The organism is Streptomyces sp. NPDC101225 (assembly GCF_044767585.1).
GTDB lineage: Bacteria > Actinomycetota > Actinomycetes > Streptomycetales > Streptomycetaceae > Streptomyces.
This window is the reverse complement of record NZ_JBIWOE010000001.1, coordinates 404,545-424,282: the sequence shown is the minus strand read 5'-3', so window position 1 is coordinate 424,282 and position 19,738 is coordinate 404,545. Positions and strand designations below refer to the sequence as shown.

The 19,738-nt window shown below is 71.8% G+C and carries 20 protein-coding genes; 7 read left to right on the top strand and 13 right to left on the bottom strand.

Translation table 11 applies throughout. The features are described 5' to 3' along the window. Positions 1–9 precede the first annotated feature (9 nt). On the bottom strand, positions 10–843 hold the full coding sequence (locus ACIRPX_RS01965; RefSeq protein WP_404187321.1) for an ABC transporter permease: 834 nt from the start codon (positions 841–843) through the stop codon (positions 10–12). Further along, positions 815–1,654, bottom strand: a complete 840-nt coding sequence (locus tag ACIRPX_RS01960; RefSeq protein ID WP_404187320.1) for an ABC transporter ATP-binding protein — start codon at positions 1,652–1,654, stop codon at positions 815–817. The genes ACIRPX_RS01965 and ACIRPX_RS01960 overlap by 29 nt, the downstream gene beginning before the upstream one ends. 436 nt (positions 1,655–2,090) lie before the next feature. On the opposite strand from ACIRPX_RS01960, the gene ACIRPX_RS01955 reads away from it, so the two are divergent. Continuing rightward, the gene (locus tag ACIRPX_RS01955) at positions 2,091–3,359 is read left to right on the top strand and encodes an NAD(P)/FAD-dependent oxidoreductase (RefSeq protein ID WP_404187319.1); all 1,269 of its coding nucleotides are present in this window, start codon (positions 2,091–2,093) and stop codon (positions 3,357–3,359) included. A gap of 13 nt (positions 3,360–3,372) precedes the next feature. On the opposite strand, the gene ACIRPX_RS01950 is transcribed toward ACIRPX_RS01955, so the two are convergent. Next, the gene (locus ACIRPX_RS01950) at positions 3,373–4,269 is read right to left on the bottom strand and encodes an SDR family oxidoreductase (protein ID WP_404187318.1); all 897 of its coding nucleotides are present in this window, start codon (positions 4,267–4,269) and stop codon (positions 3,373–3,375) included. 33 nt (positions 4,270–4,302) lie between these two features. After that, positions 4,303–5,313: an alcohol dehydrogenase catalytic domain-containing protein gene (locus tag ACIRPX_RS01945; protein ID WP_404187317.1), complete on the bottom strand. Its 1,011-nt coding sequence runs from the start codon at positions 5,311–5,313 to the stop codon at positions 4,303–4,305. Between the two features lie 227 nt (positions 5,314–5,540). Here ACIRPX_RS01945 and ACIRPX_RS01940 point away from each other — a divergent pair, with 227 nt between their 5' ends. Continuing rightward, positions 5,541–6,437 carry a LysR family transcriptional regulator gene (locus ACIRPX_RS01940; RefSeq protein WP_404187316.1) on the top strand — a complete coding sequence of 299 codons (897 nt, stop codon included), beginning with the start codon at positions 5,541–5,543 and terminating at the stop codon, positions 6,435–6,437. Between the two features lie 27 nt (positions 6,438–6,464). Here the strand turns inward: ACIRPX_RS01940 and ACIRPX_RS01935 are convergent, their stop codons facing one another. From ACIRPX_RS01935 to ACIRPX_RS01920, 4 genes are read right to left on the bottom strand one after another with little or no spacing between them, the layout of a single operon-like run. Next, positions 6,465–7,457 (bottom strand): ABC transporter substrate-binding protein, encoded by a 993-nt coding sequence (locus ACIRPX_RS01935; protein WP_404187315.1) that lies wholly within the window; start codon positions 7,455–7,457, stop codon positions 6,465–6,467. An 8-nt stretch (positions 7,458–7,465) separates the two neighbouring features. After that, on the bottom strand, positions 7,466–8,488 hold the full coding sequence (locus ACIRPX_RS01930) for an amidohydrolase family protein (protein WP_404187314.1): 1,023 nt from the start codon (positions 8,486–8,488) through the stop codon (positions 7,466–7,468). Then, the gene (locus ACIRPX_RS01925; protein ID WP_404187313.1) at positions 8,478–9,173 is read right to left on the bottom strand and encodes a 4-carboxy-4-hydroxy-2-oxoadipate aldolase/oxaloacetate decarboxylase; all 696 of its coding nucleotides are present in this window, start codon (positions 9,171–9,173) and stop codon (positions 8,478–8,480) included. The genes ACIRPX_RS01930 and ACIRPX_RS01925 overlap by 11 nt, the downstream gene beginning before the upstream one ends. Next, positions 9,170–10,285, bottom strand: coding sequence for a zinc-binding dehydrogenase (locus ACIRPX_RS01920; RefSeq protein WP_404187312.1), 1,116 nt, complete (start codon positions 10,283–10,285; stop codon positions 9,170–9,172). The genes ACIRPX_RS01925 and ACIRPX_RS01920 overlap by 4 nt, the downstream gene beginning before the upstream one ends. Before the next feature lie 73 nt (positions 10,286–10,358). Here ACIRPX_RS01920 and ACIRPX_RS01915 point away from each other — a divergent pair, with 73 nt between their 5' ends. Together ACIRPX_RS01915 and ACIRPX_RS01910 are read left to right on the top strand one after the other, a co-directional pair. Continuing rightward, a complete protein-coding gene (locus ACIRPX_RS01915) occupies positions 10,359–11,306 on the top strand; it encodes an ABC transporter substrate-binding protein (RefSeq protein WP_404187311.1) in 948 nt (315 codons plus the stop codon). Between the two features lie 154 nt (positions 11,307–11,460). Continuing rightward, on the top strand, positions 11,461–11,913 hold the full coding sequence (locus tag ACIRPX_RS01910) for an RpiB/LacA/LacB family sugar-phosphate isomerase (protein ID WP_404187310.1): 453 nt from the start codon (positions 11,461–11,463) through the stop codon (positions 11,911–11,913). Positions 11,914–11,957: 44 nt separating this feature from the next. On the opposite strand, the gene ACIRPX_RS01905 is transcribed toward ACIRPX_RS01910, so the two are convergent. The 5 genes from ACIRPX_RS01905 to ACIRPX_RS01885 all read right to left on the bottom strand — a co-directional run bounded on the left by ACIRPX_RS01905 (position 11,958) and on the right by ACIRPX_RS01885 (position 15,850). Further along, positions 11,958–12,806, bottom strand: coding sequence for an alpha/beta fold hydrolase (locus ACIRPX_RS01905; RefSeq protein WP_404187309.1), 849 nt, complete (start codon positions 12,804–12,806; stop codon positions 11,958–11,960). 28 nt (positions 12,807–12,834) lie between these two features. Continuing rightward, positions 12,835–13,668 (bottom strand): 3-methyl-2-oxobutanoate hydroxymethyltransferase, encoded by an 834-nt coding sequence (locus tag ACIRPX_RS01900; RefSeq protein WP_404187308.1) that lies wholly within the window; start codon positions 13,666–13,668, stop codon positions 12,835–12,837. Positions 13,669–13,680: 12 nt separating this feature from the next. Next, the gene (locus ACIRPX_RS01895) at positions 13,681–14,178 is read right to left on the bottom strand and encodes a 3-methyl-2-oxobutanoate hydroxymethyltransferase (RefSeq protein ID WP_404187307.1); all 498 of its coding nucleotides are present in this window, start codon (positions 14,176–14,178) and stop codon (positions 13,681–13,683) included. 1 nt (position 14,179) lies between these two features. Beyond that, complete coding sequence (locus tag ACIRPX_RS01890) at positions 14,180–15,466, bottom strand: Rieske 2Fe-2S domain-containing protein (protein ID WP_404187306.1); 1,287 nt, start codon at positions 15,464–15,466, stop codon at positions 14,180–14,182. A gap of 69 nt (positions 15,467–15,535) precedes the next feature. Beyond that, the gene (locus ACIRPX_RS01885; RefSeq protein WP_404187495.1) at positions 15,536–15,850 is read right to left on the bottom strand and encodes a 2Fe-2S iron-sulfur cluster-binding protein; all 315 of its coding nucleotides are present in this window, start codon (positions 15,848–15,850) and stop codon (positions 15,536–15,538) included. Between the two features lie 152 nt (positions 15,851–16,002). Between ACIRPX_RS01885 and ACIRPX_RS01880 the strand changes: the two genes are divergently transcribed. The 3 genes from ACIRPX_RS01880 (at position 16,003) to ACIRPX_RS01870 (ending at position 19,596) form a co-directional block, all read left to right on the top strand. Beyond that, entirely contained in the window at positions 16,003–16,764 is a 762-nt protein-coding gene (locus ACIRPX_RS01880; protein WP_404187305.1) for a 2,3-diphosphoglycerate-dependent phosphoglycerate mutase, read from the top strand. Positions 16,765–16,857: 93 nt separating this feature from the next. Then, complete coding sequence (locus ACIRPX_RS01875; RefSeq protein ID WP_404187304.1) at positions 16,858–17,991, top strand: ethanolamine ammonia lyase-activating protein; 1,134 nt, start codon at positions 16,858–16,860, stop codon at positions 17,989–17,991. Between the two features lie 30 nt (positions 17,992–18,021). Then, on the top strand, positions 18,022–19,596 hold the full coding sequence (locus tag ACIRPX_RS01870) for an ethanolamine ammonia-lyase reactivating factor EutA (protein WP_404187303.1): 1,575 nt from the start codon (positions 18,022–18,024) through the stop codon (positions 19,594–19,596). The last annotated feature ends 142 nt before the right edge of the window (positions 19,597–19,738 follow it).

Genomic DNA, 19,738 nt, shown 5'->3' with positions numbered 1-19,738 from the left:
TTCGTCTCCTCAGTCCGTGCCCGACCAGAAGGTGAAGCGGCGCTCCAGGTAGCCGACGCCGCGGGTGAGCACGATGGCCACCACGGCGATCACCGCGATCGAGGCCATGGCGTCGTCCATGTCGAAGTTCGAGGTCTGCAGCTGGACTTGGTAGCCGAGGCCCGCGGAGCCCATGAACAGCTCGGCGACGATGGCACCGATCAGCGCGCGGCCGACCGCCTGCCGTATGCCGGCGAGGATGTACGGCAGGGTCGCGGGGAAGGCGACCGAGCGCAGGGTCGTCAGCCGCGAGGCGCAGAACACCCGGGCGACCTGCATATGGCTGGACTCCAGGTTGCGGGCGCCCGCGATGACGTTGATCAGCAGTGGGAAGAGGGCGCTCCACACGACGATGACGATGCGGGCGTTCGTGTCGATGCCGAACCAGAAGATGAGCATCGGCAGGAAGACGACGTAGGGAACCGAGTACATGATGCTGATCAGGGGATCGGTCAGGCCGTGGAGCACGTTGTTGCGGCCGATCAGCAGTCCTGCGGGGATGCCCACGACGATCGAGATGAGCATGCCCCAGGCCACGATCTCCAGGGTGGAGCCCAGCGGGTCCCAGACGCTGCCGGTGCGGATCGAGTCGACGAGCGCGGTGAAGGCGCCCGAGGGCGAACTGCTGAAGTTCTCGTCGACGAAGCCGGTCGCGGCGCAGATCTGCCACGCGGCGAGGACCACGGCCAGGCCGACGACGCCGAGGATCAGGTTCTGGTAGCGGCTGCCCAGCGTGCGCCGTCCGCTGCGGGCCGACACGTCCCGCGTGCGGACGCTATCCGACGACAGTTGCGTTGCTGTCATGGTCCATCGCCCTTCGACCGGATTGGGTCTGGCTCATCACCAGCCCGAGGATGTAGTCGTGGATCTCCTGGAATTCGGGTGTCCGCTTGATGTCCGAGCGCCGCGGGCGCGGCAGGTCGACGTCGACGACCTCGACGAGGTGGGCGGGGCCGCTGGAGAGGACGACGACGCGGTCGGCGAGGAAGACCGCCTCGGGGACGTCGTGGGTCACGAAGATCGCGGTCTTGCCCGTGCCGGCGCCGTCCGCCTGCCAGATGCGGGTCAGCTCGTCCTGCATCAGCTCGCGCGTCTGCGCGTCGAGGGCGGAGAACGGCTCGTCGAGCAGCAGCAGATCGGGGTCGGTGGCGAGCGCGCGGGCGAGGTTGACCCGCTGGCTCATGCCGCCGGACAGCTCGCGCGGGTACTTGTCCTCCTTGCCCGTGAGCCCGACCAGCTCGATCAGCTCGGCGACGCGCTTCCTGCCCCGGTCGTCGAGGCGCTTCTGCGCCTTGAGACCGAACTCGATGTTGGCGGCGACGTCACGCCACGGGAAGAGCGCGGCGTGCTGGAAGACCAGCGAGCGGTCGGGCGCGGGGCCCTGGATCTGCTCGCCGTTCAGCTCCAGCCGGCCCGAGGTCACCGGGGTGAGCCCCGCCAGTGCCGTCAGGAACGTGGTCTTGCCGCAGCCGCTGGGACCCACGATGGCCACGAACTCGTTCTCGGCGACCTCGAAGCTCAGCCCGTCACAGGCGAGCGAGAACGCGCCGGACCGCCGCGACCAGTGACCGAGCCTCAGATCCTCGACGACCAGTTTTCGTCGTGGAAGGTTCACGGATACCTCCTCCGGGACGGGGTCGACGACCGCCGCCGTGGCGAAGTGTCGACACTCGGATTCAAGCAGCAGCACCACCCCATGTCCAGGGGGTTACCGGCAGACGTCCACACTGTTGCGTCGGCGGGCGACGCGACCGGATCGCCCCGCCCTCCCGCCCCCACAGCGGTCCACCGTTCCCCGTAGGGACTCTGAGCTGCAACGGAGCGGAACTTGAATCAGATCACCCCTGGGATGCACCGACAGTGGCGGCGCGCGCCCGCTCGCTCGCGCGGCCACCCGGTCGCATACCGACCGCCCGGCGCTCCAATCCCCGCACGGGACGCTTGGTGTCGACACTTGGTCCCGAGTGCACCCGCCTACCCCGTGGCCGGTTAGCGCCTCTTGAAGGCTTGGTATAATGGTATGACATTAATCGGTCGAGAGGGGCCACCCAATGACAGGCGGAACGCTCATCGTCGGCGCCAGCCAGGCCGGTCTCCAACTGGCCGTCTCCCTCAGGCATTTGGGAGACACGGGGCCGATCATGCTGGTGGGCGAGGAGCACCATGCCCCCTATCAGCGGCCCCCGCTGTCCAAGGAGTTCCTGAGCGGTGCGGCGGACGCCGACTCGCTGGCCTTCCGTGCTCCCTCCTACTACGCGGACGCGGGGATCGGGCTCGTCAGCGGTGAGCGCGTCGTCGCGACATCGCTCTCGGCCTCGGGCCGGCCCGGCTCCGGTGTCGCGACCACGGAGGGCGGACGCACCCTGTCCTTCGACCGGCTCGCCCTCACCGTGGGCGCCGGGCCCCGCAGGCTCGGCGTCCCCGGCGCCGACCTCACCGGTGTCTGCTACCTGCGCGACCGCGACGACGCGTCCGAACTGCGGGCCCGGCTGGGCTGCGCCTCCCGTGTCGTGGTCGTGGGCGGCGGCTTCATCGGGCTGGAGGCGGCCGCCGTGGCGCGCGCCCTCGGCAAGGACGTCACCGTGGTCGAGGCGGCCGAGCGGCTGATCGCGCGCGCGGTGGCCCCCGTGGTCTCCGGGTTCTATCTGCACGCCCACCGGCGGCGCGGCACCCGGGTCCTGCTGTCGACCGGTGTCACCGGCTTCGAGGGCGTGGACGGGCGTGTGAGCGCGGTACGGCTGAGCGACGGCACCGCCCTGCCCGCCGACCTCGTCCTGGTCGGGGTCGGCGTCGTCCCCCGTACCGAACTCGCCGAGCAGCTGGGGCTCGAGTGCGACGGGGGCATCGTCGTCGACTCCTGCGCCCGCACGAGCAATCCCCATGTCGCCGCGGCCGGTGACTGCACGGTCCAGCCGCATCCCCTCACCGGCCTGGGGCGGGTGCGGCTGGAGTCCGTGCAGAACGCCGTGGCGCAGGCCACGGCCGCCGCCGCCACGCTGCTCGGCCGGCCCGAGCCGGCGCGGGCGGTGCCCTGGTTCTGGTCGTTCCAGGGCGACCTGAAACTGCAGATCGCCGGGCTGTCGACGGGGTACGACGAGTACGTCGTGCGGGGTGAGCCGGCCGACGAGCGGTTCTCGGTCCTGTACTACCGCGGGGGCGAACTGCTGGCGGTGGACGCCGTCAACAGTCCTGCCGACTACATGGCCGTGCGCCGGGCGCTCGGGCAGGGGGCGACCGTCCCGCCGGACGGGGCGGGCGACCCGGGCACCCCGCTCAAGACCCTGGTGGTCGCCCGGCCGGACGCGGTGGCCGCCCCCTGAGCGGGGCTGCCGGTCAGTCGGCCGTGCGCGTGGTGAGCAGGTCGGTGAAGCCGATCCGCTCGTAGAAGTCGGCACGGATCCGGTCCGCGACGTCGCTGACCGCCTCGGAGCCGTCGTCGGCCGGGTCGATGGTGGTCCGGAAGGGCCTGCTGCCCTTGGGGGTGCCGACGATGGTGACGATGGCCCGGGCCACCTCCCGCACGTCGGCGTCCGGCGGCGCCAGTGCCGCGAGACGCTTGCCCACGTCGTCCATCAGACCGGCGTAGTAGGTCTCGTACGCCTCCGCGGTGGCCGTGTCCTCGGGGTGCATGGCGTGGGCGAAGTGGTTGGTGCCGGAGGTGAACGAGCCGGGGACGACGATCGCGCTGTCGACGCCGAACCGGGACAGCTCCACGGCGTAGCTCTTCGCGAGGTGGTCCATGGCGCCCTTGGCGGCGAAGTAGGGCCCGAGGTACGGGGGCGTGCCGCCGTAGGTGCTCGAGGAGCCGACCCACACCAGCAGTCCGTCGCGGCGCTTGCGCATCTGCGGCAGCACGGCGCGGTTGACCCGCTGGGTCGAGACCACGTTGGTGTCGTAGATCTGGGCGATCTGCTCCGGGGTGAAGGACTCGGCGGGGCCGAGCACCATATGGCCGACGTTGTGGACCACGACGTCGACATCGCCCGCCTCGGAGCTGATGGCGGCGACGGCGGCGTCGACGGAGTCCTGAGCGGAGACGTCGAGCTCGACCGGGCGCAGCCGGACCCCGTGCTCGTCGGCGTAGGCCCGGACGTCGGCGACGGCCGGGGCGTTGCGTCCGGTGGTCCGGCGTATGCCGGCGTAGACCGTGTGCCCGGCGTCGGCGAGGGCGCGGGCGGTCAGCGCGCCGAAGCCGCTGGAGGCACCGGTGACCAGGATGACGTACGGCATCTCGTGCTCCTTGGAACGGTGGGACGGGTGCGGTCAGGCGAAGGCGATGACGCTGCGGCCGTGGGCGGTGCCCGCGCCCATCGCGTCGAGGGTGGCGGGGGCCTCGTCGAGGGTGATCGGCATGACATCGGGCAGGATGCCGTGCGCGGCGGAGAAGCCGAGGGTGTCGCGCAGGTCGTGCGGCGAGCCGGACGGGTTGGCCGCCACGTGCAACCGGTTGAGGACCATGGGCTGGGTGGGCAGGACCAGCGGCTGCGCCCCGTAGCCGCACAGCAGCAGGGTGCCGTCGGGGGCCAGGCCGCCGAGGGTGGCCGCGGCCGCGTCGGTCGACGGCGCGGCGTTCAGGATCAGGTCCGCGCCGCCGTCCCAGGCCTTCAGGGCCTCGGCCGGGTCGGTCTCGGAAGTCGCGACGTACCGCTCGGCACCGAGTGCCTTCGCCTGCTCCTCGCCGCGCGGCGAGCGGCCGACCACTGCGACGCGGGCGCCCATGGCGACGGCGTACCGGATGGCGAGCGCACCGATGCCTCCGGCGCCGATGACGGCGATCCGGGAGCCGGGGCGGGCGCCGCCCTGCCGCAGCCCGTTGAACGCGGTGATCCCCGCGCACATCAGCGGGGCGGCGGCGACGGGGTCGAGGCCGGGCGGCAGCGGCGTGACGTAGCCCGCCTTCAGCAGCGCGTACTCGGCATAGCCGCCGTCGGCCACGACACCGGTGATCCGCTTGCGCGGGCACAGGATCTGGTCGCCGCGCACGCAGTAGTCGCAGTGGCCGCAGGAGTCGTAGAGGAACTGGGCTCCCACGGCGCTGCCCACCTCGGGGAAGGTCACGCCCTCGCCCACGGCCGTCACCACCCCGGTGATCTCGTGGCCGGGCACGACGGGGAAGCGGGCGAAGGGGTAGTGGCCGCGGAGCAGGTTCAGGTCCGAGTAGCAGACGCCGCACGCGGTCACCTTGACGAGGACCTCGCCGGTGCCGGGCTGGGGGACGTCGAGGTCGGTGAGCGTGAGCGGGGCGTCCACCCCGGTGGCTACGGCAGCACGCATAGGGAGCTCCAAGGGTGCGGGGCCGGGCAGCGAGCGGCGCCTCTCTCCGTACCGGGAGCCCTGCGGAGTGGCGGCTCCTAGACTGCTGAGAAGGGCGTGTCGCTGCGGGGCCTGGGCTTTCTGCGGTACGTGCTCCGAGTCTCCGCCGTGGTGGCGCACGGGTCCAATGCCTCTCCTGAGGCCTTCGATGAGCACACGGCATCGACGCAGAAAGACGGGCGGATGAGATGCGAGGCGGGTCGGCAGATCTGGATTTGCGCAGGCTCCGCTCGTTCGTGGCGGTGGCCGAACGGCTGCACTTCGGGCAGGCGGCGCTCGCACTGCATGTCACCCAGCCCGCGCTCTCGCGCCAGATCCAGCAGCTGGAGCACGACCTCGGCACCGCTCTGCTCATCCGCAGCAGCCGGGACGTGGTGCTGACGCCCGCGGGCCAGCAGTTGCTGCACGATGCCAAGGACCTGCTGGCGGCCGCGGAGGCAGCCCAGGACCGGGTCCGCCGGATCGGGTCCGGCGTGCGCTCCCTGACGGTCGGCTTCATGCTCGGCACGGACGCCGCCACACCGCTGCACGAGTTCTCGGCGCGCCACCCGGACGTGATCGTCGAGCTGGTCCGCATGCGCTGGTGGACCCAGACGCGGGCGATCCTCGACGGCGACGTCGACATCGGTTTCGTACGGCTGCCCCTCGGCTCGGAGCGGCTGAGTGTGCTGCCGCTGTACCGGGAACGGCTCAGCGTGGTCCTGCCGGCCGGTCATCCCCTGGCGGTCCGGGACGCGACGGACCTCGCGGCGGTCCTGGACGAGCCGCTGCTGCAGTACGCCGACGCGGAGCCGGGCTGGTCGGCCGTCTGGAACGGCGACCCGCGCCCTGACGGCACCAGGGCCCTGCCCGGCCCGTTCTTCCACGACATGGAGGAACTCATGATGTACGTCAGCGCGGGGCGCGGTGTGGCACTGGTGCCGAGGCCGGTCGCGGCCGTCTTCCCCCGGGCGGACATCGCCCATGTCCCCGTCACCGACGTCCCGGGCGGCCAGGTGGCCCTCGCCTGGGACGACGACCGGCGCACCCCCCTGGTCGCGGACTTCGTCGAGGCCGCGAGGAGCACGCTGCCGCCCACCGGCTGAGCGGGCGGCACGTGCGCGGACGCCCCGTCAGATGACCGCCGCCTCCAGCGACTCGGGGGCGAACAGTTCCTCGGGCTCCCACCGCCGCGCCGACAGTCCCTGTTCGTGGTGGTAGCGCAGGAAGGTCGACAGGGTCGCGCGGTTGCCCTCGAGTCCGTAGGACCAGTAGTCCCGGCCCATCAGGGACCGCGCCTCCTCCAGCTGGGGAGTCAGCCAGGGCAGCATGAAGCGCAGGGCCGAGGTGTCGTAGAGGCTCTCGTAGGCGGCCTCCTTCGCCGCCAGCAGCGCCTTGTACAGGGACTGCGCGACCCAGCGGTGGCGTTCGTAGACGTCCCGGCGGATCACCACGACGTGCATGATCGGGAAGATGTTCGTCGCCGCGTAGTACTCCTTCTCGGCCGCGACGACGTCCGGGAACACCCGGCGCACCCGCGGGTCCCCGGCGACGAACGGGCTCGGCACGCGGGGCGTGCACAGCGCGTCGATCTCGCCCTCCGCGAGCATGTGCGCCAGGGTGCGGTCCTCGGGGATGCGGCTGATGCGCAGCGAGTCCGGCAGGTCGACGCCCGCCTTCTCGATGCGGCCCGGGGTCTCCTGGCCGCCGGTGAGATAGCCGACCGAGTCGAAGGGCACGTCGTGCCGGTCGCCGAGGATGCCGCGCATCCACACGCAGGCGGTCAGCTGGTACTCGGGGGTGCCGATCCGCTTGCCGCGCAGGTCCTCGGGGCTGTTGATGCCGGAGTCGGCGTGGCAGTACAGCGCGCCGTGGCGGAACATGCGCGAGGTGAAGACCGGCAGGGCCACGAAGGGTGAGGGGTCGGTGCGCAGGGACACCACGTACGAGGACAGCGACATCTCCGCCACCTCGAACTCCTGGTGGCGCATCATCCGGAAGAAGGTCTCCTCGACGGGCAGCCGCAGATACGTCAGCTCGATGCCGTCGGGGCGGACCGTGCCCTCTTCGAGGGCGCGCGTGCGGTCGTAGTCGCCGCAGGCGAAGGTGAGGGGAAGCCGTGCCATGGGTGGGGTTACCTGCCTTCCGCCGTGAGTCGTGCGTCCAGGCGCGGGTACACGCGCCGGGCGTTGGCCTCGAAGACCTGGTGGCGCTGTTCGCCGGTGAGACCGGCCCGGTCGAGGTACTCCTTGGTGTCGTCCCAGGCGATCCCGGTGTCCGGGTCGACCCCACGCACCGCACCCAGCATCTCCGAGGCGAACAGGATGTTGCCGGTGCCGACGACTTCTCGCAGGAGATCGATACCCGGCTGGTGGTACACGCAGGTGTCGAAGAAGACGTTGTCCATGAGATGTTCGGCCGGGTCGGGACGGCCCATCCGGACCGCCAGTCCGCGGTAGCGGCCCCAGTGGTAGGGCACCGCCCCGCCGCCGTGCGGGAGCACGAACCTCAGCGTGGGGAAGCGGGCGAACAGGTCGCCCTCGACGAACTGCATGAACGCGGAGGTGTCCGCGTTGAGGTAATGGGCGCCCAGGGTATGGAAGTTGGGATTGCAGGACGTCGAGACGTGGATCATCGCGGGGACCTCCAGCTCGGCCATGGTCTCGTAGAGCGGGAACCAGTACGGGTCCGTCAGGGGCGGTGAGTTCCAGTGGCCGCCGGACGGGTCCGGGTTGAGGTTGCAGCCGACGAAGCCCAGACCCTCCACGCAGCGGCGCAGTTCGGCCACCGCGTCGTCGAGCGGGCCGCCCGCCGTCTGGGGCAACTGGCAGACGCCCGCGAAGTGCTGGGGGAAGAGGCCGACGACCCGGTGGACGAGGTCGTTGCTCGCGCGGGCCCAGTCGCGTGCGGTGGCCGCGTCCGGGACGTGGTGCTCCATGCCGGAGGCCTTCGGCGAGAAGAGCATCAGGTCGGCGCCGCGCTCGCGCAGCACCTTCAGCTGGTGGTGCTCGACGCTCTCCCGGATCGCGTCGTCGCTGATGTCCGGCGGCCGCGGGGCCGGCAGCGAGGGGTCGGCGAGCCGGGCCAACTGGGCGTCGCGGAACGCCTGGTGCCGGGGTGGGGCCGTCGTGTAGTGGCCGTGGATGTCAATGATCACCGGCCGGCTCCTGGTCGACGTAGGTCAGGCCCTTCGCGGCCAGCCGCTCGCGCATGCCGTTGATGTCGAGGCTCAGCTCGCCGTCGGCGTAGCGCTTGCGGACGGCGGCCTCACGCTCCTCGCGGGCCCGGGAGGCCGCGAGCACGGTGGCCGCTTCGAGCCGGGGCACGACCACCACTCCGTCGTCGTCGGCGACGATCACGTCACCGGGGGCGATCCGCCGTCCGGCGCAGACGATCGGGGTGTTCACCTCGCCGAGGGTCTCCTTGACCGTGCCGAAGGCGCTGATGTGCCGGGCCCACACCGGGAAGCCCATCTGCCGCAGTTCGGCGACGTCACGGCAGCCGGCGTCGATGACCAGGCCGCGCACGCCGCGCGCGGCGACAGCCGTGGCGATCAGGTCGCCGAAGTAGCCCGCCTCGGAGGGGGAGGTGGGGGCCACGACGAGGACGTCGCCGTCGCGGCACTGCTCCACGGCGACGTGGAGCATCCAGTTGTCGGCGGGCGGCACGCTGACGGTGACCGCGGTGCCGGCGATGCGCGCGCCGGACCAGACGGGCCGCAGCGCGGGGTCGAGCAGACCGGTGCGGGCCTGCGCCTCGTGGACGGTGGCGACGCCGAGGCCGGCGAGCGCGTCGACGGTCGCGCGGTCGGCGCGACGGGGGTTGCGGACGACGATGCTCATGCCGCCGCCCAGGGCAGCAGGGAGACATGCACGGCGTTCTCGCCGCCCTCGCCGCCGACCGTGCGGATGGCGCGGTCGGCCTCGGCGAGCGGGAAGCTGTGCGTGCTCAGCTTCTCCAGCGGGAAGCGGCCCGACGCGAGCTGTTCCAGGGCGAGTTCGCAGGCGCGGTAGCTGTGGCCGCGGGCGCTTCTGAGCGCGATCGACTTCTCCGTCAGCTTCTTCAGGGGGAAGTCGGGGAAGGCGGCCAGTTCGCCCTGGACGACCATGGTGCCCTCGCGCCGCTTGAGCGCGTCGATGCCGAGCAGGACGGGCGCGGTGCCGGCGCCCGCGGTGCAGTCCAGGACGACGTCGACGCCCCGGCCGCCGGTGATCTCCAGGATGCGGGTGAGCGCGTCCTCCTGGGTCACGTCGACGACGTGGTCGGCGCCCAGCTCCCGCGCCAGGGACAGGCGCGCGGCGTCCTTGGTGGTGCCGGTGACGATGATCAGCGAGGCGCCCGCCTGCTTGCACGCCACGACCTGGGACAGGCCCTGCTGGCCGGGACCCTGGATCAGGACGGTGGAGGCGTAGCCGACGCCCGCGGTGACCAGGGCCCACTCGATGCCGTTCGACAACGGCGTGACCAGACCGGCGAGTTCGGCCGGAACACCGTCCGGAACGCGGTGCGTCACCGCGTTCCAGGGCAGGTAGAGGTACTGGGCGAAGCCGCCCCAGAGGTGGTACGGGTGGTCCGCCGAGGTGTAGCCGTAGCGGCGGGCGTCGGGGTTGGTGCGCCAGTCCGTGGCCTCGCAGTGGCGGTACTCGCCCTGGTGGCACCACGCGCAGCGGAAGCAGCCCACGTAGTGCTCGACGAAGACGCGGTCGCCCTCCGCGAGGCCCTTGCGTTCGCCGAAGGTGCGGCCCGCCTTCGCGATGACGCCGACGTTCTCGTGGCCCATGATCACCGGGTCGGTGAAGGGTGGCCTGCCGTACATCTTCACGTCGGTGCCGCAGATCCCGGCGACCTCCACCTTCAGCAGGGCTCCGTCGTCGGGTATGTCCGGCATCGGGAACTCCCGCAGTTCGGTCCGGCCGGGTGCGGTTCGCACGGCCGCCAGCACCTGTTCCGCCATGACGTCGTCTCCTCACGTTCGGGGTCGGCGACAGTCTATGGACGAATGGACTAACCATGCTACCTTTCGGCTCATGGTGATACCTCAGCTCAGGACAGTGACCCGCACCCAGGGCGGCAACGAAGCGCTCAAGACCGGTGCGGTGACGCCCCGCGGCTTCAGGTTCGAGTTCGAGGAAGTGCCGGTCCTGGTGAAGGCGTTCCGGCGCATGGTGCGCGGGAACGAATTCGACGTCAGCGAGATGGCGCTCACGACGTATCTGGTGGCGAAGGCGCACGGTGCGCGCTTCACGGCCGTGCCCACGTTCCTGGTACGGGGCTTCCACCACGGCGCGATCTTCCACGACCCGGCGTCCGACGTGCGCGAGCCCAAGGACCTGGAGGGCCGGCGGGTCGGCGTCAGCCGGGGCTACACGGTCACCACGGGCGTCTGGGCGCGGGCGGTCCTCGGGGAGGAGTACGGCGTCGACCTCGACAAGGTGACGTGGGTGCTGTCCGGCGACGAGCACGTGGCGGAGTTCCGGCCGCCGTCGAACGTCGTCCCGCTGGAGCCCGGGCGCACCCTGGAGGACGCGCTGGTCGAGGGCGACCTGGCCGCCGTGATCGGGCCGAGGCCCGCGTCGGCGGCGCTCGCTCCGCTGATCCCCGATCCGGAGGAGGCCGGGTTCACGGCGCTGCGCGAGCGGGGGCTGTACCCGGTCAACCACCTGGTGGTGATCAGGGACGAACTGCTGGCCGAGCGGCCGGAGCTGGCCGCCGACGTCTTCGACGCCTTCGCCCGCGCCAAGGAGTTGTACGTGGACCGGCTCCGGCGGCAGGACGCCCGGGGCGACTCCCCCGCCGACCGCATGTACCGGCGGGTCATGGAGATCACGGGGGCGGACCCGCTGCCGTACGGGATCGAGCCCAACCGGGCCGTGCTGGAACGGCTGATGCGGCACGCGGTCGATCAGCGGATTCTCGAACGGCCCCTGCCGCTGGACGAGTTGTTCGCGCAGACGACCCGCACCCTGACCGCCTGACGCCGACCGGCAGACTCCTGCCGCCCGACCGCCTCACCACCGCCTGCGCCGGACCGCCCCACCACCGCCTGCGGCTGACCGCCTCACCACCGCCTGCGCCGGACCGCCTCACCACCGCCCGCACTTGACCGCCTCGCCCGCCGAAGGGACACCGATGCGCATCGCCATCGCCGCCGACCACAACGGCTACGCCCTCAAGACCCGGCTCACCGCCTGGCTCACCGCGGCCGGGCACACCGTCGACGACCGGGGCAGCCACGAGGAGGGAACCGTCGACTACCCGCCGCTGTGCGCGGACGTCTGCCGGCAGGTGACGGGCGGCTCCGCGGACCGCGGCATCGTCCTCGGCGGCAGCGGCCTCGGTGAGACCATCGCCTGCAACAAGCTGCGCGGCATCCGGGCCGGCCTCTGCCACGACCTCTGGAGCACCCGCATCTCCCGCGGGAACAACGACTCCAACGTCCTCGTCCTCGCGGCGAAGGTCCTCACGCCCGAGACGGCCGAGCAGATCGTCGAGGTGTGGCTGACGACGCCGTTCAACGGGGGCGTGCACGCGCGGCGGCTGCGGCAGATCGCGGAGCTGGAGGATCTCGCGTCCCGGAACTGACCCCGCGACCCCGCGACCGCGCGGTCGCCGCGCCCGTGACGCGCCTACCTCCGGGCGAGGAAGTCCAGCACCCGCCCCGGCGCCGTCTCCTCCGTCTGCTCGGCCACCGGCACGTCCCAGTACTCGGTCTCCGGCAGGCACTCCTGCAGGTACCGCGCGGCCGACGGCGCGTGGGAGGTGTCCTGGCCCGGCACGATCAGCGCCGGTACGTCCAGCCGCAGCAGATCCTCGGGCTCGGGGCCCGGCACCGTGTCGCGGTCGAACAGCAGCCGCGCCATGCCGGACACCGTCGCCCGGTAGCGGGCCGGGTCGGTGCCGGCGTACGCGGCGGCGAACTCCGCGTCGCGGCGGATCACTTGGGCCCACGGTCCGACCCGGGGATCCTTGGTGAAGCCCTCCTCCGTACTCCGCGCCAGGCTCACCACCCCCTCCGGGCCGTGCTCGTCGACGTGGGCGAGATGCCGCCCGAAGCGTTCGTGCTGCTTCATGCGGTACCTGACGCCGCCGGCGGGCGAGTACAGGACCATGCTCAGCACCCGCTCGGGGTGGGCCACCGCGACCGACGCCACGGTCGAGCAGCCGACGCAGCCGCCCATCAAGTGGGCCCGGTCGATGCCGAGATGGTCGAGCAGGCCGACGCCCTGGCGGACGTAGGAGTCCCAGGAGATCCGCTCCAGCCGGCCGCCGGAGCGCCCGGACTCGCGCCGGTCGAAGGTGATGCAGGTGAACTTCGCGGTCAGGTGGTCCAGCAGGCGCAGGCGGCGGTGGACGCCGACCGTGCGCCAGCTCTCCAGGCTCGAGTCGAAGCCGCCGGGCGAGAACATCAGCAAGGGCGGTCCCGAGCCCGCGACTTCGTAGCGGGTGGGGATGGCGTCGATGACGGCCGTGGGCACGGTTCGTGCTCCCTTCGTGAGGCCGGGTTCAGGTCGCCGGCGGGACGGGAACACCGCCGGTGACCTGGCGTGCGGCCCGTACGTCCGCCGCGTACGCGCTGATCGCGTCGAGCGTGATCCGGGCGACGTTGGCGTAGGTCTCGGGCGGGTCGTCCAGCGCCGAGGCGGCGTAGCCGATGGCCGCGTGGGCCATGCGCATCCGGCCGTCCAGCCAGGGGCCGCCGCCGAACCCGCCGACCACCGGTACCGAGACCGCCGCGGCGACGGCCGCGCCCACCACCGGGCCGGAGTTGGTGAAGTTCAGCAGGACCGCGCCCGCCTCCTCCAGCCGCTTGGCCTCGGCGACCATCGCGTCCTGCATCGCCACCGGCACCTGGTCGGCGGAGGAGGGGATCGCGTTGTACTCGACGCCGTAGCGCAGGGCCGTCTGGGGGGTGATGCCGAACTGGGCGAAGACCGGGATGCCGGCGCGGGTGATCGCCTCGACGGCCTCGGGGAAGTCGGCGGCGCCGTCCAGCTTGACCAGGTCGACCCCGGTCTCCTTGACGAAGCGGATCGCGGCCCGGACGGCGCTGTCGGTGCCCTCCTGCAGCGGGCCGAACGGGAAGTCGACGCTCACCAGGGCGTGTTCGACACCGCGCCGCACCGCCCGGGCGACGACGACCATCTCGTCCATCGTCACCTCGAAGTTGTTGGAGTGACCCCACAGGTTCACGCCGACGGTGTCGCCGACGGAGACCAGTTCCACTCCCGCGCGGTCCACGATCCGGGCGATCTGGTAGTCCCAGGCGACGACGCCGACGATCTTGCGGCCCTCGTCCTTCATCCGCTGCAGAGATCGCAGCGTGACCTTGTCGGCCATGTGCCGGGCCTCCTAAACCCTGAGTGCGGTGAGCAGTTCGAAGGCGTCGCCCTCGTCGGCGGACAGCAGCAGGACGCGGGCGTACGGTCGCAGCGCGGCGACCGCGTCGTCCGCCTCGAAGCCGTCGCCGAGGACCACGCCCGCGGTGGTGATGCCGCGCCGCCCGCAGATCCGGCCGATCGCGGCCGCGGCCGCCCGGCCGCCGTCCTCGGTGGCGAGGACGACGACCACGTCGGTGCCGGTGAGCACCTCCTCCAACGGAGCGGCGGCGCCGTCGAGTTCGCGCAGGCGCGCGTCGCCGTCACCGGTGTAGAAGCGGGCGTGGGCCCAGCGCCGTCCGGCCAGCCGGCGGGCGACGGCCGCCGCGCGCTCGTCCAGCGCGACGACGCGGGCGGCACGGGCCGGCCGGATCGGTACGTCGATCCGGTGGCGGGACTCGCTCGCCGAGGCCGCGCGGGCGCTCTCGCTCAGCTGCGGGGTGGGGGTGGTCGGCATGGTGGGGGTCGTCATGTCACACCGAGGCCTGCGGGACGCCGGGCGTCACCTTGACCGCGTCCCGGCAGGAGTCCAGGAAGGACTCGGCCTGCGGCAGGACGACCGCCGCCGAACGCACCTTGTGGTGCTCGGGGTTCACGCCGGGCGGGGTCACGCCCTCGTCGCGCAGCGCCACCGCGGCCTTGCGCAGCTTCTGGCGGGCCTTGATGATCCCGCTGTCGGCGGGCACCAGCCGCTCCTTGGAGCGGTCGACGATCGGGCCCATGCTCTCCTGCAGCGAGGCGTCCTGCATGGCGATGCCCGCCACGCCGGAGTAGGTCTCGCCGCGCCTCTGCGCCTCCCGGTCGATCAGGTAGTCGTTGTCCATGTTGGCCATCGGCCGGTAGGTGCCCGGGATGTTCTTGCTGTGCACGCCGTGGCCGTCGGCCATCGCCTGCCGCTCGGTGTCGGTGAGCGGGCGCACGGGGTGGTAGTCGAAGGAGTACGTCCAGCAGTTCTCGTCGTCGATGGGTACCCAGAAGTGGCCGTGCACGGGGTGGTCGCCGCGCGGCGGGACCATGGTGAACGCCGGCATCACGTACGGCGTGATCCGCCAGTAGTACCTGCCCTCCTCGGCGTTGCGCCGGGCGCCCACGAAGAGCCCGCCGTCGCTGTCGGCGACCTCGAAGAAGGGCTTGGTGTCGTTCATGTTGTACTCGTTGCCCTTGGCGCCCCGGAAGAGCGGGTCGGTCTTCAGGCCGCCGGAGTGCAGGAAGGTGACGTGGCTGGAGTCGATGCCGCCCTCGAAGGCCTGCAGCCAGTTGCACTGCTGCCAGCGCTTGGAGGTGTAGGTCTGCTCCGGCGGGACGTGCACCCACTCGAACTCGGGCAGCGGGGGCTGGGTGGCGCGGTCGCCCATGTAGGTCCACAGCACGTCGCCGATCCGCACCAGCGGGTACGAGGTGAGCTGCACGTTCTGGCAGAAGCTGCTGTTGTCGGCCTCGGAGGGCACCTCGATGCACTGGCCGGTGATGTCGTACTTCCAGCCGTGGTAGGGACAGCGCAGGCCCGAACCCTCGTTGCGGCCGAACCAGAGGGAGGCGCCGCGGTGGGCGCAGAACTCGTCGACCAGTCCGAAGCGTCCCTCGCTGTCGCGGAAGGCGACCATGCGCTCCGACAGGAGCTTGACCCGCACCGGCGGGCAGTCGTTCTCGGGGAGTTCCTCGGCCAGCAGGGCGGGGATCCAGTACTGGCGGAACAGCTCGCCCATCGGTGTTCCCGGGCCGGTCCGGGTGAGCAGTTCGTTGATGTCTTTCCTGAGCACAGCCGTTTCCCTTTCAGGTACTGACCCGTGGCCGGGTCGTGGACGTCGGTGCCGGGTGGGGCGGCGCGGTCAGGGCTGATCCGGGGGGATGTCGACGGTCAGGCCCGCGAGCTCCCGGGTGACGCGGATCTGGCACGCCAGCCGGCTGGTGGCGCGGCGCTCGGCCACGGCGAGGTCGAGGAGGTCCTCCTCCATGTCGCCCGGCGGGCCGACGCTCTGTGCGAACTCCTCGCGCACCCAGACATGGCAGGTGGCGCAGGACTGGTTGCCGCCGCATTCGGCGACGATCCCCGGCACGCCGTTCTTCACCGCGGCCGCCATGACCGAGTCCCCGACCGTGGCGTCGACGGTGTACTCGGGACCGTCGCTGCCGACGAAGATCACCTTGGGCAAGGTCCCTGTTTCCTCTCGCGATCGGTGGATCCACTGCGGACGGGCAGGCCGTTGGGCCACTTTCCCGGTCCGGTGGTCTGTCCATTAGACCAGATATGCGGAACGCGAAACAAGAGACGGGACACGGGGTCACAATCGGCGGCATGCCAACGCTGATCCTTCTGCGCCACGGCGAGAGCGCGTGGAACGCCAAGAACCTGTTCACCGGCTGGAGCGATGTGGACCTGACCTCGCGCGGCGAGGACCAGGCCCGCGGCAGCGGGCGGTCGCTGCGCGCGGCCGGACTGGTGCCGCAGTCGGTGCACACGTCCGTCCTGACCCGCGCGGTGCGCACCGCCGCCCTGGCCGTCGAGGCGGCCGGCGCCGCGGCCCCGATCGCCCGGCACTGGCGGCTCAACGAGCGCCACTACGGCGCCCTCCAGGGCCGCGAGAAGAGCGAGATCCTCCGGGAGTTCGGCCCGGAGCGCTTCCGGATGTGGCGCCGCTCCTACGACGAGGCGCCGCCGCCCGCGCCCGAGGGCGGCACCGGGGACGTGGCACACGACGCGCGCTACGCGGACCTGCCCCGCGAGCTGCTGCCGCGCACCGAGTCGCTCGCGGACGTCACCGCCCGCCTGCTGCCGTACTGGCGCGAGGCCGTCGTCCCCGATCTGCGCGCGGGCCGGACCGTGCTGGTCGTCGCGCACAGCAACTCGCTGCGGGCCCTGGCCGCCCGTCTCGACCGGCTCGGCCGCGCGGAGCTGCTGGACCTCGACATCCCGACGGGTCTGCCGCTCCGCTACGACCTGGACGACGACCTGGTGCCGCGCGTGCGCGGCGGCCGCTATCTGGATCCGCGCGCGGCCGCCGAAGCGGCGGCCGAAGTGGCCGATCAAGGGCGCAGACGACTCGGTACGACTCGTTGACGGCTCCCAGGGGTGGCCTTATGGTTCTACCAATCCACCCCCTGTGAATGTCAGCACATGTCGTGCTGAACGAGCCGACCGGGAAGGGCCCTCATGGCCAAGGACGCGATCGTCAACGACACCCTGGCGGCGAAGTTCGCCACCGAGAAGGACTCCCCCTACACGCGCTGGGTGGCCGACGAAGGCCTGGACATCATCGCCGCCCACTACATACCCGACCTGCGCACCGTCGAGCTGAAGCCGTGGGAACGGCGCGGCGGCCGGGGCGTGTTCATCAACCACGAGGCCACCCGCACCTCCAACGACTGCTACGTCTGCGAGATCCCGGCGGGCGGCGGGCTCGCCCCGCAGCGGCAGCTGTTCGAGGAGATGATCCTCGTCCTCGAAGGGCAGGGCTCGACCAAGGTCTGGAACGACTCCGGCGCGGAGGTCACCTTCGAGTGGCAGGCCGGCTCGATCTTCGCCGTCCCACTCAACGCCCACCACCAGCACTTCAACGGCTCCGGCCGCAAGGCGGCCCGCTTCGTCTCCTCGACGAACATGCCGCCGGTCATCAATCTCTACGGCGATCCCGGCTTCGTCTTCGGCACCCCGCGGGACTTCCCGGACCGCTTCGACGGCGAGCCCGACTACTTCTCCCCCAAGGGCGAGCAGAAGGGCCTGCTGCTCGACACGAACTTCGTCGCCGACGCGGTCAACCTGCCGCTCGTCGAGGCCAAGGAGCGCGGCGCCGGAGGCGGGCACATCCGGTTCGCGATGGCCAGGGGCTCGATGAACAGCCACATCTCGCAGTTCCCGACCGCGACGTACAAGAAGGGGCACCGGCACGGCCCGGGGGCCCACGTCATCATCCTCTCCGGCGAGGGCTACAGCCTGATGTGGCCGGAGGGCGAGGAGCCGCGCCGCTACGAGTGGGGGCCCGGCACGCTGATCGTGCCTCCCAACATGTGGTTCCACCAGCACTTCAACACCGGTACCGAGCCCGGCCGTTACCTCGCGTTCAAACACGAGGTCGTCTCCGTGCGCAACGCCCAGGGCGTACCGAAGGCGTGGATCAGCAAGCGCGTCGGCGGCGACCAGATCGACTACGCGGACGAGTCGCCGTACGTGCGCGAGACCTTCCGCGAGGCACTCGCCAAGCACGGCATGGAGCCGCGGATGGACGCGGTCTACGAGGCGGAGCTGGCCACCCTGCCGCCGCTGCCGGAGCAGCCCGCCACCGTCTGACCCACGCGACGTCCATCGAGGAGCGGGACCGTGCCGCACACCGCAAGACACGACCATGACCACGGGGTGCGCACGGTTCACTCGGCGTACCTCCCCGACCACGACCATCTGCACGACGACGAGGACTACGGGGCGCTGGAGGACAACCCGATCTGGCAGCAGGACAACGTCACGCTGCACAGCGTCGGCATGGACATCGGCTCCTCCGGCACCCAGGTCGTCTTCTCCCGGCTGCATCTGCGCCGTATCGGCGAGGACCTGACGAGCCGTTACGTGGTGGTGCGGCGCGAGACCCTGCACCGGTCACCGGTGGTGCTCACGCCCTGGGCCGACGACGAGCACATCGACGCGCCGGCGCTCGGCTCGATCATCGACTCGGCCTACCGCGAGGCGGCCGTCGAGCCGGCCGACGTGGACACCGGTGTCGTCATCCTCACCGGTGAGGCGCTGCGCCGCCGCAACGCCGAGGCGGTCGCGGCCGTTCTCGCCGAGCGCGGGGGCGAGCTGGTCAACGCGAGCGCCGGCCACCACATGGAGGCGATGCTGGCCGCCTACGGGTCGGGCGCGGCGCAGGCGTCCTACGACAGCGGCCGGCGCATCCTGAACATCGACATCGGCGGCGGGACCACCAAGCTCGCCGTCCTCGACGAGGGCCGGGTCGCCGCGACCGCGGCCGTGCACGTCGGCGGGCGCCTCCAGGTGGTCGACGGCGCGGGCCGCATCGTCCGCCTCGACCCGGCCGGGAGCGGGCACGCCGCCCGCGCCGGCTTCCCCTGGAAGACCGGGGACACGGTCACCGGCGAGGAGCTGACGGCGGTGGCGGAGTCGATGGCGGACGCGCTGGTCGCCGCCGTCACCGAGGACGAGCCGCCCGCCGCCGTCCGCGGCCTGTTCCTCACCGACCCCCTGCCGGGCCTCGGCCCGATCGACGGCGTGATGTTCTCGGGCGGGGTGGCGGAGTACGTATACGGGCGCCAGGACACCGACTTCGGCGATCTGGGCCGCCGGCTGGGACAGGCGCTGCGCCGCCGGGTGGACTCGGGCGCGCTGCCCTACCCCCTGCTGCCCGCGGGCGAGTGCATCCGGGCCACGGCGCTCGGGGCCTCGGAGTACAGCGTCCAGCTGAGCGGCGGCACGGGCTGCGTCTCGGACCCGGACGCGCTGCTGCCGCGCCGCAACCTGCAGGTCGTGCGGCCGGTCCACGAGCTCGGGGAGGTGGTGGACGCGGCACAGGTCGAGGCCGCGATCCGCCGGCACCTGGTCGCCCTCGACGTCACCCAGACCGGCGCGGACATCGCCCTGGCCCTGTCGTGGAGCGGGCTGCCGAGCCATGAGCGCCTGCTGCCCTTCGCCCGGGGCATCAGGGACGCCGTCCGCGAGCGGACGGCCGCGGGACGGCCGCTGTACGTCGTGCTCGACGGGGACGTCGCCCTGACCCTCGGCCGGCTCCTGCGCGAGGAACTGGACGTCACCGGGGACGTGCTCGTCATCGACGGCCTGAGCGTGCGCGACTTCGACTACGTCGACATCGGCCGGCTGCGTTTACCGTCCGGCACGGTCCCGGTCACCATCAAGTCGCTCGTCTTCGGCCTGGACCCCCGCTGAGCCGCCGGGTGCCTGTCCCGGGGCACCCGGCCCCGTCCCGTAAACGCGCCGGACCCCGGCTCGTAACAATAGGGCAAAGCTCTGGTCCGGTGGTTAGACCATAAGACCGAACCTGCTGTTTCATGCAGGGAACCCGACACGG